Genomic DNA, 16,926 nt, shown 5'->3' on the forward strand with positions numbered 1-16,926 from the left:
TTTCTTGGGCGCAGGACTTTGCGGTTTGCGTCATTTGCCAGTAGCTGAGGGTCAGTTCGCATAAGGATTAGGCGTTTGACACTTCATGTGGCGGATATAGAGATGACCCCACCGGTGCTTCTGGCGCCGATGGCTGGGATTACGGATCTGCCGATGCGCCAATTGGTGACAGAATTCGGTGTCGGTCTGGTGGTCAGCGAAATGGTCGCCAGTCAGGAAATGGTGCAAGCCAAACCCGGCGCGCGTGAGCGGGCCGAGCTGGGCTTTGATCAGACCCGGACGGCGGTGCAACTGGCCGGGCGGGACGTCTATTGGCTGAGCGAAGCGGCCCGCATGGTCGAAGCCAATGGGGCGCGGATCATCGACATCAATATGGGCTGTCCGGCGAAAAAGGTTGTTGGCGGGCTGTCTGGCTCGGCGTTGTTGCGCGATCCAGACCACGCGCTGCGGTTGATTGAGGCCGTGGTCGGGGCGGTCAAAGTCCCCGTCACCCTGAAGACCCGGCTGGGCTGGGATGATAACACCCGCAATGTCAGCGGGCTGGCGGTTCGGGCCGAAGCGGCCGGTATCCAGATGCTGACGTTGCATGGCCGGACCCGCTGTCAGTTCTATAAAGGCCATGCTGATTGGGCGGCGATTGCCGAGACCGTCGCGGCACTGTCCATCCCCGTCGTCGCCAATGGGGACATCTGCACCCCCGCCGACGCCCGGACTGCCCTTGCGCAATCCGGCGCTGCGGGCGTCATGGTCGGGCGGGGCGTTCAGGGGCGGCCCTGGCAACTGGCGGTCATCGCCGCCGAGCTTTACGGCACCGATGCGCCCACCATTCCCACAGGGGCCGCGTTGGTCGATATGGTGATCCGTCACCACAGCATCATGCTGGACTTTTACGGCCCGACGCTTGGCTTGCGGGTCGCCCGAAAACACCTTGGATGGTACATGGATCACGCCAAAACTCCCCCAGACCTTCGCAAGCGCGTGCTGACCGCCACCACGCCCGCTGGGGTTCACACACTGTTGCCCGATGCTTTGGCGCACTCAATGGAGATGGCAGCATGACGATAGAATGGGGAGACGTCCTGTGGGCGTCGCTGCCGATACCGGCGATTTTACTGAATGCCGATGATACAATTGCCGATGTGACGCCGTCAGCCGAGGTCTTTCTGAATACCTCAGCCAAGGCAATGCGCGACACGCCGGTCTGGGATCGGATCATGATCGACGCGCCGCTAGAGCGGGCCTTTTCCCGGGTCCGTATTGATGGCTCGGCGCTGTTCATCAACGATGTCGATGTCAGCAGCGGCAACCGCCCGCCGGTTCACTGCAACATCCAGATCGGCCCGGTGTCGGACGATTCTGGCAAGGTGCTGTTACTGATAGAACCGCGCCAGATCGCAGATCGGATGGACCGGGCCAGCCTGTCGAAATCAGCGGCGAAATCCGCCATCGGCATGGCCGAAATGCTGGCCCATGAAATCAAGAACCCTTTGGCGGGCATCACCGGCGCGGCGCAGCTTTTGGCCATGAGCCTCAGTGCCGAAGATCGCGAAATGACCGATCTGATCGTGGCCGAAGCGCGCCGGGTGATGAAGCTGCTAGAGCAGGTCGAGCAGTTCGGAAACCTGCGGCCGCCCAAGCGGTGTTCGCTTAATCTGCATGATCTGCTGGACCGGGCGCGCCGGTCTGCCAGCGTCGGCGTCGCCGCCCAGATGAAGATCGTGGAAGATTACGATCCGTCTCTGCCCAATACTTACGTCGACGGGGATCAGATCCTTCAGGTTTTCCAAAATTTGATGAAGAACGCTGCTCAAGCCGCTGAAAAGAATGGCGGCGGCACCATCAGACTACGCACATTCTATGACCTCTCGCTGCGGTTGCGGCGTCCGGATGGCAGCGGCGCACCCTTGCCGCTTCAGGTTGAGGTCATTGATGACGGTCCGGGGATCCCGCCCGAGATCGCAAGTGACATTTTCGATCCGTTTGTGTCGGGTCGCGAAAACGGCACCGGCCTTGGATTGGCCTTGGTGTCGAAGATCATCGCAGAACATGAAGGCTGGATCGGGGTCGAAAGCGTGCCGGGACGCACGGTTTTTCGAATCTCGTTACCGGTCGCACCTAAAGAGACGGAGATATCCTGATGGACGGCACGGTTCTAGTTGCCGACGACGACCGCACGATCCGGACAGTGCTGACCCAAGCGCTGACCCGGGCCGGGTGCAAGGTTCACGCCACATCGTCCCTTGTGACGCTGATGCGCTGGGTCGAAGAGGGCAAGGGGGATCTGGTGATCTCGGATGTCATAATGCCCGACGGAAATGGGCTGGAGGCGCTGCCAAGAATTTCAGCCGAACGGCCGGGCCTGCCGGTGATCGTGATTTCGGCGCAAAACACGATCATGACCGCGATTCAGGCCGCCGAGGCCGAAGCCTTCGACTACCTGCCAAAACCCTTCGATTTGCCGGACCTGATGAAACGCGCCTCGCGGGCGTTGGAGGTCAAGCGCCGGGTTCATACCCCGAAGGCCGCCACCGACTCCGCGCAGGACGACCTGCCGTTGGTGGGGCGGACCCCGGCGATGCAGGCCCTTTACCGGCTTGTCGCCCGGGTCATGAACACCGAGCTTCCGGTCATGGTCCATGGGGAAAGTGGCACGGGTAAATCCTTGATTGCGAAAGCAATCCACGACTTCAGTGACCGCCGTTCCATGCCCTTTATTGTGGCCTCGGCGGCCGATCTGGATGGGGCCGATGGACCCGCCAATTTGACCGCTCGGGCGCGGGGCGGATCGATTTTGTTTGATGAAGTGGGTGATTTCAGCAGTGATGCGCAGGCGCGGATTGTGCGGATGCTGGATAATTTCAGCGATCCGGTGCCGCGGATCATGGCCACATCGCAGCGCGACCTGACCGTCAAGATCGAGGCCGGTGAGTTCCGGCAAGACCTGTTTTACCGATTGGGCGGGGTAACGATTGCGGTACCGTCCTTGCGCGAACGGGTTGATGACATCCCGCTTTTGGCCAGTCACTTTCTGGCTCGGGCCGAACGGGATGGCGATCCGGCCCGCAGCTTTGCCCCCGACGCGCTGGAAATGATCCGGAGTTTCGGATGGCCCGGCAACGTACGGCAGTTGGAAAATACTGTGCGCCGGTTGGTCGTGACCAGCGCCGAAGACGCAATTACCCGTGCGGATGTTGATAATGTCCTTGGAAATCAACCCTCTCGGGAACCACTTTCCGGCAGAACCGACAGTGAAAAGTTATCCGCGTCGGTCGGATCGCACCTGCGACGCTATTTCGATCTGCATGGGGGCGTCTTGCCACCCCCGGGCCTGTATCAGCGCATTCTGAAAGAGGTGGAAACGCCGCTGATCGAGATTGCGTTGGATGCCACGGGCGGCAATCAGGCGAAATGCGCCGATCTTCTTGGGATCAATCGGAACACCCTGCGGAAGAAAATCACGGATCTGGATATCCGCGTGACACGTCGGCGCAAATTGATGTAATAGGGCAACAGAGGCGTGGCCGATGTGTCGCAACATCAGCGCCCTAGGTCGGGGGCTGATGTCCCCCTTACATCGGGGGTGTCACATGCGCACTGATCTGGGTCGTGCGACATGGCTGAAGATCAATCAGATCAGGCAACGGAAACGGGTTCAAAACCTTGCGACGCTTGGTTTGGTGGCGTTGGGACCCGTTCTTGCCGTGACCACGTTCATGGTGCTCGGACCGCTTGGCCTTGAGGTGTCGTCGATGGGACTTCGGCTGGCGTTGCTGGCCGATCTGATCTACGTCCTTGCCGTGGCCACGCTGGTTCTGAGCCGGATTGCGCAGATGGTGGCAGCACGGCGGTCGCGCTCGGCGGGCTCGCGCCTGCATTTGCGGCTGACCGGCGTCTTCGCGCTGGTTGCCCTGATCCCCACCGTTCTTGTCGCGGTGTTCGCCGGATTGACCTTGAATGTCGGCCTTGAAGGCTGGTTTTCGGAACGGGTGCGGCAGGTGATTGGCGCGTCTCTGTCCGCCGCCGAAGCCTATGAAGAAGAACAGCGCCTTGGGCTTCAGGAAGACGCGCAGGCGCTGGCGAATCTGTTGGATGCCCAACGGCAGCGCACCGCGCTTTTGTCTGACGGCGATATTCGCGTCATTCTGACCCAAGGCCAGAGCCAGATTCAACGCGGGTTGAAAGAGGCCTATGTCATCAATGGCGTTGCCGAGATCAATGCTCGCGGCGAGGGGTCGTATCTGTTTGATTTCGAAGCCCCAACTGACGATCAGATCGCCGAGGCCCGGCAGGGCGGCATCGTGGTCATTCAGGATTGGGACAATAACGAATTTCGGGCGCTGGTTTTTCTGGATGCGTTCGTTGATCGCTATCTGCTGGTATCGCGAGATGTTGATGGGGAAATCCTGAACCTGCTGGATCAGACCCAACAGACCGCGAAACTGTATCTGCAACTGGAGCGCGAACGCGGGCGGATGCTGTTCGAGTTCGGGCTGCTTTATCTTGGCTTTGCCGTGATGCTTGTCTTGGCGGCGATCTGGCTTGGGCTTTGGTTTGCCGAACGGTTGGCGCGTCCGGTCGGCCGGCTGGCCGGAGCGGCGCAAAGGGTCGGGGATGGCAATCTGGATGTGCAGGTGCGCGAGGAAGAGGGCGATGACGAGATCGCGGTGCTTGGCCGTGTGTTCAACCAAATGACCCGGCAGTTAAAGCGTCAACGCCAGACCCTTTTGGATGCCAACCAGCAGATCGAACAACGGCGGCGCTTGTTCGATTCGGTGCTGACGTCGATCACGGCTGGGGTGATCGGGCTGGATGCTATGGGACGGGTCGACTTTATTAACCGGTCGGGCGTCCGTCTTCTGTCGCTGGACGATGACACCCTCGCCGGGCGCGACCTGACCGAGCTGGTACCCGAGTTCAGCCATCTGGTTCAAAGCTTGCGCCAAGATGGCGTCGAGGCCGTGCAAGAGGAAATCAAGCTGCGTCGCGGCGGCATTCAGGACATTTTGCTGGTTCGGATGGGGATGCGGCGCGGCACCGACCACAAGTTGGAAGGATTCGTGGTCGCCTTTGATGACGTCACTGACCTGGTTTCTGCCCAGCGTATGGCGGCGTGGGGCGACGTGGCACGGCGGATCGCCCATGAAATCAAAAACCCGCTGACCCCGATCCAGTTGTCGGCAGAGCGGATCAAGCGCAAGTTTAGCAAAAAGGTCGGCGAGGATTCCGCCACCTTGGACCAGTTGACCGATGTGATCGTTCGGCAAACCGGCGACCTTCGGCGCATTGTCGATGAATTTTCCAAATTCGCGCGGATGCCGGAACCTGAGCCGTCGTTGCAAGATTTGTCGAAGCTGGTGCAGGATGCGGTGGTCCTTCAGGCGGCCGGATATCCAACCGTGCGCTTGACGGGAACGATCCCCGATCAAGCCGTTCTGGCAGACCTCGACCCGACCCTGACGTCTCAGGCGATGATCAACGTGATCAAGAACGCGGTCGAGGCCACCCAAGCCCATGCCGCCACCGCCGGGCCTGATTTTGTACCGGAAGTGCGTGTCCGTCTCGGCGTGTCCGGATCGGCGGCGGTGATCGAGGTTGATGACAACGGCAAGGGTTTTCCGCCGGATCGCGCGAAGCTTTTCGAGCCCTATGTGACAACCCGGGATAGCGGAACTGGACTTGGTCTTTCAATTGTGAAGAAAATCGTGGAAGAACAGGGGGGGCGGATCCGGTTGGAAGATGCGCCACCCTTTGCGCCGGGGGCGGCATCCGGGGCGCGGGTGACCCTATCCTTGCAGCTTGTCGAGACGGCATCAAATGCGGCGGAATGAGCAGACGATGAGTTTGAGAATAAGACCTGAACAGGCGAGAACATGAGCGACATTCTGATAGTGGACGATGAGCGGGATATCCGGGAACTCATTTCCGATATTCTGGAAGACGAAGGCTTTTCAACGCGGCTGGCCGGGAATTCGGACGACTGCATGACAGCTCTCAGCGATGGGCTGCCAGCGTTGATGATTCTGGATATTTGGCTGAAAGACAGCACCATGGACGGGATCGATATCCTGACCAAGGTCAAGCGCGAGACGCCCGAGGTTCCGGTGGTGATCATCTCAGGCCACGGGAATATCGAAATTGCCGTCGCTGCTATCAAGCAGGGCGCTTATGACTTCATCGAGAAGCCGTTCAATATCGACCAGCTTCTGGTGGTGGTGCGGCGTGCGATGGAGGCGTCACGCCTGCGCCGGGAAAACACCGAACTACGCCGGATGGATGTCGCAAACGGCGAATTGATTGGATCAAGTCCACCGTTCAAGGCGTTGAAATTTCAGCTTGAAAAAGTGACGAAATCCAACGGGCGGGTCTTGTTGCGCGGCGCGCCGGGGTCGGGCAAAGAGACGGCCGCACGGTACTTGCACAGCAATTCCTTGCGGGCGACGGGGGGCTTCGTCAGCCTGAATTGTGCGTCGGTCTCGCCAGATCGGATGGAACATCTGCTGTTTGGCCGCGAAACCAATGGCCAGCAGGTGGAGCCGGGGCTTTTGGAGCAGGCCGACAAGGGCACGCTTTACTTGGATGAAGTGGCAGATATGCCGCTGGATACTCAGGCCCGAATTCTGCGGGTTCTGGTGGATCAAAAGTTCCAGCGCGTGGGCGGCACCGCCATGATCAAGGTCGATGTGCGGATCATCTCAAGCACGTCGCGCGATCTGGCTTTTGAAATTGCCGAAGGCCGGTTCCGCGAAGAACTGTTTCATCGCCTTGCCGTGGTGCCGATTGACGTGCCGGGATTGGAAGAACGTCGCGCCGATATTCCCGAAATCGCGGCCTATCTGATCGGACAGTTTCACAGCATCGATGGCTTGCCGGAGCGGCCCGTCAGCGACGAGGCAGTGGCGCAACTGCAAACCATGCTTTGGCCCGGGAATATCCGTCAGTTGCGCAATGTGATTGAACGGGTGCTGATCCTTGGACCAGATCACGGCGCCATTCAGGCGCGCGAATTGCCCGTGGCAGACCCCGAGAGTGACGATGAGGACCGGGTGGTTTTGTCGCCCGCCATCGCACGCTTGCCGTTGCGCGAAGCCCGGGAGTTGTTCGAGCGGGAATATCTTCTCACCCAGATCAACCGGTTTGGCGGCAATATTTCCCGCACGGCGAGTTTCGTGGGCATGGAACGCTCGGCGCTGCATCGGAAGCTGAAGTCCCTCAGTGTGGTAACGTCGAACCGCGCGGGCGGCCGGGTTGCCATCATCGAGATCCCGGATGAGGACGAGGCATGACACAAGCCGCACGACGGACGTTTCAGGATGAGGCCGCTCGATGAAAGTCATCATCTGCGGCGCGGGTCAGGTCGGGTGGCAGATCGCCAAACATCTGTCGCGCGAGCACAATGAAGTTACCATTGTCGACAACAACGAAGACTTGGTGCGGCGGGCCACCGACCAATTGGACGTGAAAGGGGTCAGCGGATTTGCCAGCTACCCTGATGTGCTACGCAAGGCCGGGGCGCAGGACGCCGACATGATCATCGCGGCGACCCATTCAGACGAAGTGAATATGGTGACGTGCCAGTTGGCGCATTCGATGTTCTCTGTACAGCGCAAGATCGCGCGGCTGCGGGCGCAAAGCTATCTGGATGCGTTGCAAGACGATCTCTATCGCCGGGATCATCTGCCGATTGACGTCGTGATCAGCCCGGAAAAAGAGGTGGCGGAGGCGGCGTTGCAACGTCTGGCAGCTCCGGTGACTTTTGACATCGAAAGCTTTCTCGACGGGCAGGCGCAACTGATGGGCATCGGGCTGGACGAAGAATGTCCGGTTCTGAATACGCCATTGCGCCAATTGACCGATCTGTTTTCGACTCTGCGCGCCATTGTGGTCGGGGTGCGCCGTGACGGTACCTTGATTACGCCTGCGGCGCGGGACCAGTTGTTCGCCGGTGACGAAGTGTATGTATTCTCGCATACCGACGACATGGATCGCACGCTTGAAATCTTTGGCAAAAAGCGGTCGCGGCAGGAACGTGTGGTGATCGTGGGCGGCGGCAATGTCGGTCTGGCAGTGGCCCGCGCGCTGGAGAAAAGCACCGAACGGGTCCGGGTCAAGATGATCGAGATGGATCGCCGGGTGGCTGAACATGCGGCAGAAGCGTTGCAGCGCACCATCGTTTTAAACGGCGACGGCCTGAATTCCGCACTGTTGCTGGAAGCCAATATTGCCAAGGCCGATGCGGTCCTGACGGTCACGGATGATGACAAGACCAACCTGCTGACGGCGGTGCGGGCCAAGTCTTTGGGATGCCGGATGGCGATCTCGCTGGTGAATGACCCTTCGCTGGTGCCGTTGTTGGGGCCGCTCGATATTGATGCCTATATCAATCCGCGCGCCACCACCGTGTCTTCGATCCTGCGGCATGTGCGCCATGGCCGGGTCCGAGGTGTCTATTCGATTGGCGATGGTGAGGCAGAAGTTCTGGAGGCGCAGGTTCTGAAGACGGCGCAAATGGCAGGCCGCTTTGTGCGCGACATCGATTTTCCGGAAGGCGTGCTGATGGGGCCGATCCGTAAGGGCAACAGGATCCTCATTCCAAACGGCAATACCCGGATCGAAGATGGTGATATCGTCACATTCTTTGTGCTGTCCGGCGAAGTGCCTCATGTCGAACGGCTGTTGCAGGTTTCGATTGAATACTTCTAGACCCGGGATGTCGCGGCTTCGCCGTCCGCACCAGATGTGGTTCGACAAGGTGCCCTTGTTCGTGATCCTGTGCGGGGTGGCGTCGATTGCGATGATGGTGCCAGCCATTTATGGCGGTGTCACTGAAGACCATGATGCCGCCCGTCCGTTCCTATATGCGGCGATTGTGTTGTTCGCGCTGTCGACCCTGCTGGCCATGGCGACGCGTTCCATGCCGGTGGGCAATCAGACCCGGGGATTGTTGTTATCCTTGGTGGGAGCCTATCTATGTTTGCCGGTCGTGCTGGCACTGCCCTTGGTCGAGGCCGTCCCGGGCTTGAGTTATCGCAATGCTTATTTCGAAATGGTGTCCAGCATCACGACCACCGGTGCGACGGTGTTCGACCTGCCGGACCACATCCCCGCCACCGTCCATCTGTGGCGCAGCATCGTTGGCTGGCTCGGCGGGTTTCTGATCTGGGTGGCCGCAATCGCCATTTTGGCCCCGCTTCGACTGGGCGGCTTTGAAGTGGTGCTGACCTCAGAGCAGGTCGGCCAGGACACAAAGCTGGGGCGCGCCGTCACTACAGCCCGGCCCATTCAACGCTTTTGGCGGTACACGCTGGATTTGGCGCCGATCTATGGCCTGTTGACCCTCGCGCTGTGGCTTTGTTTGTTGATTGCTGGTGAAGAACCCTTCGTTGCGGTCTGTCATGCCATGGCGACACTTTCGACCAGCGGGATCTCGCCCGTGGCGGATCTGGGCGATACTCAAGCAGGCGCTATTGGCGAGGTGATCGTCTTCGTATTTTTGATCTTTGCCCTGTCGCGCAGCATGTTCGCCCAAGACATGCCGACGCCGATCATCCGGCGCAAGTATCAAGACCCGGAACTGCGACTTGCCGCCACCATCGTTCTGGCCGTACCGACGATCATTTTCGTACATCATTGGGTCGCGGTCCTTGAGGTAACATCGCCGGTGCAGTTTGGAGGCACCATTGAGGCCTATTGGGGCGCGATGTTCACGACCCTGTCGTTCCTCACCACCACCGGATTTATCTCGGAAAGCTGGCCCGAGGCGCAGAACTGGTCGGGGCTGACCACACCCGGTCTGGTGCTGATGGGGCTTGCCCTTGTCGGTGGCGGGGTTGCCACCACCGCAGGCGGGGTCAAGTTGCTGCGGGTCTATGCGCTGTATAAGCATGGCCAGTTGGAACTGTCCCGTCTGGTGCATCCCAGCATGATTGCCAGTCCGGGCAACCCGGCACGCCGCATCCGCTGGGACAGTGCCTATGTGGCGTGGCTGTACTTCATGATCTTTGCCCTGTCGGTGGCCTTTTTCATGATGATGCTCTCGCTGTTTCTGGTGGGCTTTGATGAAGGGGTTATCCTGACCGTGGCTGCGTTGACCAATACCGGGCCGCTCTCCGCTTTGGCCGGGGACAGCCCGATCAAATTGGCGATGCTGGATACGCCGGCCCAGATCGTTTTGTGTATTGCTATGGTTCTGGGGCGGCTGGAAACCCTTGCGATCATCGCCCTGTTAAACCCCGATTTTTGGCGCTCGTGATGGACAAGGCACCAACCGGTGCATAAATACTGCACGTGCGAAAAAGAACCGGTCTTCCGTGTGGAGCAACTGGAAAACCCGGGGGGTTGCATGCACTGTCATTGGGATATTTAAAAGCCCCGGTGCCCAAGCCGAAAAAAACAAGAAAAGGCAAACGACAATGGCCTCCGACAGACAAAACTTGCAGGATGCTTTCCTGAACCACGTCAGAAAGACCAAGGTCCCGGTGACCATTTTCCTGATCAACGGTGTGAAGCTTCAGGGTGTCATCACCTGGTTCGATAATTTCTGTGTCTTGCTGCGCCGTGACGGACAATCGCAACTTGTCTACAAGCACGCGATCTCTACGATCATGCCCAGCCAACCCATTAGCCTATATGAGGGCGAAGACTGACCGACTCCATCTCTCGCGAGGCCATTCCCACTCGGGCATGGGTCTTGCATCCCGATCTCGACAGCAACAACGAACGGCGCACCCCGGCGCATTCCTTGGATGAAGCCGTGGCTTTGGCGGCCGCACTTCCCGGGCTTGAGGTCGTGGGGGCTGACGTCGTACGCGTTGCCAAGCCGCGTCCAGCCACCTTGTTCGGCACCGGTAAAGTCGACGAACTGAAAGCCCGGGCTGCGGCCATGGACGCTGAATTGGTCCTGATAGACGGCCCGTTGACGCCGGTTCAACAACGCAACTTGGAACGGGCATGGAAGGTCAAGATCCTTGACCGAACGGCCTTGATCCTTGAAATCTTCTCGGACCGCGCCCGGACTCGGGAAGGGGTGCTTCAGGTCGAAATGGCCGCGCTCAGCTATCAGCGCAAGCGGCTGGTGCGGGCTTGGACCCACCTTGAACGGCAGCGCGGCGGGCTTGGATTTGTCGGTGGCCCGGGGGAAACCCAGATTGAGGCCGACCGTCGGGCGATTGACGATGAATTGCTCAAGATCAAGCGCCAGTTGGCCAAAGTGGTCAAAACCCGGGATCTGCATCGTGCGGCCCGGGCAAAGGTGCCGTTCCCGATTGTGGCCCTTGTCGGCTATACCAACTCGGGCAAATCGACTTTGTTCAATCTGGTGACCGGCGCCGAGGTGATGGCCAAGGACATGCTGTTTGCCACGTTGGATCCAACCATGCGGTCAGTCGAACTGCCCGATGGCCTAAAGGTGATCATGTCGGACACGGTTGGCTTTATCAGCGCGCTGCCGACCCAGCTTGTCGCGGCGTTTCGCGCCACCCTTGAGGAAGTTCTGACCGCCGATCTGATCGTCCATGTGCGCGACATTTCGCATCCCGACAGCGACGCGCAGGCCGAAGATGTCCACGACATCTTGGCCAGTCTGGGGGTCAATCAAGCGACGCCGATGATCGAGGTTTGGAACAAGATCGATGTTCTGCCGGCTGACCGTCTGGCAGCGCTCAGCGCCCAAGCCGCGCGGGCGGATGATGTCCTGATGACGTCCGCGTTGACCGGCGCCGGGATTCCCGAGTTGCTGGCGCATATCCAGCAATTGGTGGTGGAACCGGTGCAGCAAGACATCCTGACCCTTCGGTTTAAGGATGGCCGCAGACGGGCGTGGTTGTTCGACCAGAAATTGGTGGTGGATCAGTCGCAGGATGACACGGGTTATACCTTGACCGTGCGCTGGACCCAGCGGCAAAAGCGTCAGTACGACGGTCTCTAAAATGCGAAACTAGATCGGTGTCGATGCCGCCGATCTAGTCCGTGGCTGGTTCCAGCAGGGTGATCCCGGTCGCGGCGGCTTCGGCCAGTTCCGGATCAAGCGACATCGGAATGTATTCACCCCGGCGCCAGCGATCCCCCAGATTGTCATAGAACCGCGACAGGGGATGTCCGGATTGCCCGGTGGAGATGACAAAGACCGAGCTGTCTGGATCGGCCATATCATAGACCCCGCGATAGCCCGCCGCATGGACGTTCTGAAACGGGTTGGGGCCGGTGCCGCTGGTCAGGCCGCGATCCAGCGTATTGTCGCCGCCGCTGGTGGATTGACGGATATTGACCATCCAGTTCAGGACCGGGATGCTGCCCAGAACCTCATGATCATGCATGGCCACATGGGCGTCGCCCCATTGCAGGCTTTCCACTGACCCGCCATAGGTCTCTTCCAGCCAGACAAGCGCATCGTCCAGCGCCAGCCGGGAAATCTCGGCGCAGGTTTCGATTGCGTTCGACTGCAGCACATTGCACCAGACCCCAGCGCCGTCGATGTCGCGATAGACCCGTTCAATGAACAGCGGATCGACATGGGTGAACTCGGATGCCAACTCGCCGCCCAACTCGTCTGAAATCAGGCGGGCTTGCAGGGCGCGCACCCAAGCCGCATAGATCAGGGGTTCAGGCAGATGTTCGTTCATCTCGCCATTCCAGTCCGCCAGCAGGGCCAATGCATCGCGCCGTCGGGCGTCCAATGTGTCGGGCGCTGCCGCCGCACTGGTGAACCACAGATCGGCTCCGATCAGCGGCAGCAGGGCGCGCGCCGAGACGCTGACCGTATCAAGCTGCGCTTCAATAAAGCTTTCCCGGCTGTGGACCTTACGGTCCTGCATCAGCTTTCGCCAACGATAGACGCGCTGGCTGTCGCCCCAATTGTAGCTGACATGCATCGGAAAGGGACGATCAATGACCTTGTTGTTGGTGTTGCCCAGAATGCCGCCCTCAGGGTCGAGAAAGCGGGGGTTGCTGTCATACGCGAACGTGCCTTGCCAGTTGTTTTCTGGCCGCCATCCGGGGGTCGGCAAGCGACCCAAACTGTCATGCAACGGGGATCGGCGTGGCAAAGCGCCGACAACCTGCATGGCAATCTGGGTGCGGTCCACAAGGATCAAGTTCTGGGCCGGGGACACCATTTGCGATGCCGCTTCGATCGCTTGGTCGATGCTGCGTGCTTGCATCAGATCAAGCGCGGCGGACATCGAGGTGTCCTCGCCGCTGAGCGCCGTCCACGCGACAGAGGTGATATAGCCCGGCGGCGTGATCCGGCCCAGATCAAAGCTGCTGGGCGGCAGAACCGGTCCGCGTTCGGTCCAGCGCAGGGTTAGGGTGCGCGGCGCGTGATCCTTAATTCTAACCACCGATCCTTCGCTGCGGAAGGGCATAAAGTCGCCGGATGTACTGAGATATTCATCCGGGTTTTCCGGGTTGACCTGTTCAACATACACGTCAAGGTCATCCGCCCCGGTCGAGGTCAGGCCCCAAGCCAGATCGTTATTTCTGCCGACCAAGACCGGCGGCATGCCGGGAATGGTGCCGCCGATCACCCCGCCGGTGGAAAGTTCGAGCCGGGCCAGATACCAGATCGATGGGGCCGACAGGCCCAGATGCGGATCATTGGCCAGAAGGGTTCCGCCAGTCGTGGTCCGGTGTGGGGCCGCCGCCCAAACATTCGAGGCGCTTTCAAAACCGCGCTTTTTGACCGGAGAGAGCGGATCGTCGCGAACATCCCGCCCATCCGCATGTTGGGTGGCGTCTGGCGATTGGCGCAGCCATGTTAGGTCAGGCAAGACCGCAATGCCTTCGCCGGGCACATCGGGCAACAGATCTAGAACCCGCTCTGGGTCCAGTGCCAGTGCAACCCGGGCACGCAGCACTTCGTCCTGCAACTGGCCATCCAGCTTCAGGGCCATCAACTTGATCATGGCAAGACTGTCTGCGGGTTGCCATGGCGCGATGTCTGGCTGGAACAGGAACAGCTCCGGCGCGCCGCGACCGCGTGCGCCTGCGTTGACCTGATCGATCCACGCGTTCACCCCAGCCGCATAGGCGTCAAGCGCTTGCTGGGCCTCCGGTGTTTGCACCGACACCGAACTGGCGGCGAGGCGATACAGATCGAACCGCCGCATCATTTCGTCGATCCCGACCGTTCGCGCGCCAAAGAGTTCAGACAAGCGGCCCTGCACGGTGCGCCGTAGCATGGTCATTTGCCACAACCGGTCCTGTGCATGCACAAAGCCAAGACCAAAATAGCTGTCCGCATCGGTCTGGCCGAAGATATGCGGCACGTTTGCGGTGTCGCGGACGATTTTGACCGGGGCAGAGATGCCGTCCAATTCAAACGTGGCCGAGTAGTCGGGCAGGGACCGCGACGCCAGATAGAAGGCAAGGGCCGCCAGAAGGCTGCCAACGCAAAGCGCCGCCAGCACCAGCCGCAGTAACCAGCGAAAGGCCAGAATCATCGTTGTCTCTTTCGTGGTGGAGCCGTCAAAGCGGTGCTTTTCCGCAAGGCACGTGCCGTGTCAACGGCACGCGCTGCGATCCGCTTAGCGCAGAATGCGGGTGTATTTGGTGCCGTCAATCGTGGCGCCGATCATCAGCCCTTGTTGGGCGAACAAAAGCGCGACAACTGCGTTCTGCGTGACGGTGTCCGCAGACAGTGCCCCGGCGATATCGCCGCCGGTAAATTCGGCGGCAGCCCCGGCAGCCCAACCCGGAGACGTGCGGAACCGTTGCAACGCCTCTGGTGTCATGAAGAACAAGACATAGGCATATTGCTGGGCCCCGAACTGGAACCCAACCGTCGCTTGGGTTGCGGAATAATAATCAACCGTCGCCCCATCGATGAGTAACGCACCCTCGCCATAGGAGCCGCCGACCATGAAGCCGGCTTCGCCGATCAGCGGCATGACCAGCATCCCCGAGGACGTGTCCCGGAGCCGCGTTGTTTCGGGGTGTTTTGAATACATGTACGACAAGGTCGAGGTGACGCGCCGATCAATCGTTTGCGATCCCGGTGAGCCGACGGAATTGTCGCAGGCGGCGGCCAGACTTGCTGCCCCCAACACGAACCCGCGGCGTGTTGTCATAATCATACTCTTAGCCTCTTTGTCATTTTGGACTGCCCGTCCGAAGCGCCATTGCTGCGCCTTTCGGCGTTCTGCCGGCAACTCTACTACGGTCTTGGGCCGCTGTCACTTGCCTGTCACGTGGCTTTCGGCGCGGAACCGGCCAGTAGCGCGGCGGCGCGGGGGGCGAAATACGTCAGGATTCCGGTGCAGCCTGCGCGTTTGAACGCCTGCAGGGTTTCCATCATCACTTGATCGCCGTCAATCCAACCATTGCCAGCGGCGGCTTCGATCATCGCGTATTCGCCCGAGACTTGGTAGGCGAAGGTCGGCACGCCAAACGTATCGCGCACCCGGCGGCAGATATCGAGATAGGCCAAGCCCGGCTTGACCATGACCATGTCGGCGCCTTCATCCAAATCCCGACCGACGAGGCGCAGGGCTTCGTCACTGTTGGCGGGATCCATCTGATAGGTCTTCTTGTCGCCCACCAACTTGCCGGACGCGCCGACGGCATCGCGAAACGGGCCATAAAAGGCCGAGGCATATTTTGCCGAATAGCTGAGGATCGAAACATCGGTGTGACGTTCGCTTTCCAAAGCATCCCGGATCGCGCCGATGCGTCCGTCCATCATGTCAGATGGTCCGATGATGTCGGCACCTGCACGGGCCTGCGCGACGGCCATGCGCACAAGGGCGGCCACGGTTTCGTCATTGACGATGACGCCGTCGCGAACAATGCCGTCATGGCCATTGGCGTTATACGGATCGAGGGCGACATCGGTCATGATCGCGACTTCGGGGACGGCCTGTTTGATCGCGCGGATGGCGCGGTTGATCAGGTTGTCCGGGTTCCACGCCTCGTCGCATGTCTCGGTGCGCAGGTCGGGATCGGTGTAGGGAAACAGGCACATCGCCGAAATGCCCAAGCTGCGCGCGGTGCGTGCGGCGTCGACGGCGCGATCGATCGACAGGCGGCTGACCCCCGGCATCGACGGGATCGGCTCTTCCATGTTGTCGCCGTCACGAACGAAGATCGGCCAGATCAAATCTTCGGGGCGCAGCGTGGTTTCGCGGACAAGCCCGCGCAGGGCGGGGCTGGTGCGGGTCCGCCGAAATCGGTTGCGTATGGCCAGCGCATGGTCAGTCGTCATCGGATCGTCCTTGTTGCTGCGCATGGGTCGCACGGATTGGGGCCTAATCTCAAGGGTGGGAATCCGCAGCAAGCTGGGATAGCTGGAGGCGTCCGCAGTGCCAAGCCATAAGGAATTCCGGTGCCCCTGACCATCTTTGACCTGATCGAATTTCGGGCGTTTTCCAGCTTTTGGTACTGGGTTGTTGTCGGCCTGATCTGGGTCCGTACGATCACGGTGCCATTGGGTATTCCAGTCGATCTGATCCGCCGGGCGGAAGCGGGACACGCGCAGGCCCAAGACGATCTAGAGACAAGCGTCGCGATGATCCTGCGGCGCCGGACCGGGGCGGGTGCCGTCGGAGGGGCCTGGCAGGTCGGTGGATGGGCGTTTGTGTTGACCGCACTGATCATTCTGGCGATTGGCTATGGCATTGAGGTCGCACAGGCGCTGTTGCTGCTGGCACTGCCTTTGGCACTGGTGGCCGCGACGACGGCTGCAACCGCGCGACGCATTTTGGCGGCAGGGGCCAGCGGGTCTGACCTGCGGCAGCGTCTGTTCGGATTGAAACTTCGGGTTCAGGCAATTGGTCTGACGGCGGTTTTCCTCAGTGCGGTTTGGGGCATGTATTACACATTGGCGACCTACAGCTTCTGACCACAGGGCTTGGCGCCGTAGACCGGACGAGGCGACAAGCCTTGACACGACCGGTCGGTTTTGTAGGTCACCGGAACGGAAACAGATAGGGGTGA

General features: G+C 60.2%; 13 protein-coding genes. 10 read left to right on the forward strand and 3 right to left on the reverse strand.

Going from position 1 to position 16,926, the window contains the following annotated elements; genetic code table 11:
* The first annotated feature begins 102 nt into the window (after positions 1–102).
* The 9 genes from dusB to hflX all read left to right on the forward strand — a co-directional run bounded on the left by dusB (position 103) and on the right by hflX (position 11,923).
* On the forward strand, positions 103–1,059 hold the full coding sequence (gene dusB, locus BV911_RS08480) for a tRNA dihydrouridine synthase DusB (RefSeq protein ID WP_086053210.1): 957 nt from the start codon (positions 103–105) through the stop codon (positions 1,057–1,059).
* Positions 1,056–2,138 carry a nitrogen regulation protein NR(II) gene (locus BV911_RS08485; RefSeq protein ID WP_086053169.1) on the forward strand — a complete coding sequence of 361 codons (1,083 nt, stop codon included), beginning with the start codon at positions 1,056–1,058 and terminating at the stop codon, positions 2,136–2,138. The genes dusB and BV911_RS08485 overlap by 4 nt, the downstream gene beginning before the upstream one ends.
* The gene (locus tag BV911_RS08490) at positions 2,138–3,502 is read left to right on the forward strand and encodes a response regulator (protein ID WP_168184022.1); all 1,365 of its coding nucleotides are present in this window, start codon (positions 2,138–2,140) and stop codon (positions 3,500–3,502) included. The genes BV911_RS08485 and BV911_RS08490 overlap by 1 nt, the downstream gene beginning before the upstream one ends.
* Before the next feature lie 85 nt (positions 3,503–3,587).
* Positions 3,588–5,828 carry a PAS domain-containing sensor histidine kinase gene (locus BV911_RS08495; protein WP_086053171.1) on the forward strand — a complete coding sequence of 747 codons (2,241 nt, stop codon included), beginning with the start codon at positions 3,588–3,590 and terminating at the stop codon, positions 5,826–5,828.
* Between the two features lie 42 nt (positions 5,829–5,870).
* Positions 5,871–7,283: a sigma-54 dependent transcriptional regulator gene (locus BV911_RS08500; RefSeq protein ID WP_086053172.1), complete on the forward strand. Its 1,413-nt coding sequence runs from the start codon at positions 5,871–5,873 to the stop codon at positions 7,281–7,283.
* A gap of 40 nt (positions 7,284–7,323) precedes the next feature.
* The gene (gene trkA / locus BV911_RS08505) at positions 7,324–8,700 is read left to right on the forward strand and encodes a Trk system potassium transporter TrkA (RefSeq protein ID WP_086053173.1); all 1,377 of its coding nucleotides are present in this window, start codon (positions 7,324–7,326) and stop codon (positions 8,698–8,700) included.
* Between the two features lie 7 nt (positions 8,701–8,707).
* Complete coding sequence (locus BV911_RS08510) at positions 8,708–10,249, forward strand: TrkH family potassium uptake protein (RefSeq protein WP_240512197.1); 1,542 nt, start codon at positions 8,708–8,710, stop codon at positions 10,247–10,249.
* Between the two features lie 160 nt (positions 10,250–10,409).
* Entirely contained in the window at positions 10,410–10,643 is a 234-nt protein-coding gene (hfq, locus tag BV911_RS08515) for an RNA chaperone Hfq (protein ID WP_086053174.1), read from the forward strand.
* A gap of 8 nt (positions 10,644–10,651) precedes the next feature.
* The gene (gene hflX / locus BV911_RS08520; protein ID WP_086053175.1) at positions 10,652–11,923 is read left to right on the forward strand and encodes a GTPase HflX; all 1,272 of its coding nucleotides are present in this window, start codon (positions 10,652–10,654) and stop codon (positions 11,921–11,923) included.
* A gap of 34 nt (positions 11,924–11,957) precedes the next feature.
* Here the strand turns inward: hflX and BV911_RS08525 are convergent, their stop codons facing one another.
* The 3 genes from BV911_RS08525 to hemB all read right to left on the reverse strand — a co-directional run bounded on the left by BV911_RS08525 (position 11,958) and on the right by hemB (position 16,195).
* A complete protein-coding gene (locus BV911_RS08525; protein ID WP_086053176.1) occupies positions 11,958–14,435 on the reverse strand; it encodes a penicillin acylase family protein in 2,478 nt (825 codons plus the stop codon).
* Positions 14,436–14,519: 84 nt separating this feature from the next.
* Positions 14,520–15,068 carry a YSC84-related protein gene (locus BV911_RS08530; protein ID WP_086053177.1) on the reverse strand — a complete coding sequence of 183 codons (549 nt, stop codon included), beginning with the start codon at positions 15,066–15,068 and terminating at the stop codon, positions 14,520–14,522.
* Positions 15,069–15,178: 110 nt separating this feature from the next.
* Positions 15,179–16,195, reverse strand: coding sequence for a porphobilinogen synthase (gene hemB / locus BV911_RS08535; protein ID WP_086053178.1), 1,017 nt, complete (start codon positions 16,193–16,195; stop codon positions 15,179–15,181).
* Positions 16,196–16,315: 120 nt separating this feature from the next.
* On the opposite strand from hemB, the gene BV911_RS08540 reads away from it, so the two are divergent.
* Positions 16,316–16,831, forward strand: a complete 516-nt coding sequence (locus BV911_RS08540) for a hypothetical protein (RefSeq protein WP_086053179.1) — start codon at positions 16,316–16,318, stop codon at positions 16,829–16,831.
* Positions 16,832–16,926 lie beyond the last annotated feature (95 nt).

The organism is Pseudoruegeria sp. SK021 (assembly GCF_002119405.1).
Classification (GTDB): Bacteria; Pseudomonadota; Alphaproteobacteria; order Rhodobacterales; family Rhodobacteraceae; genus Meridianimarinicoccus.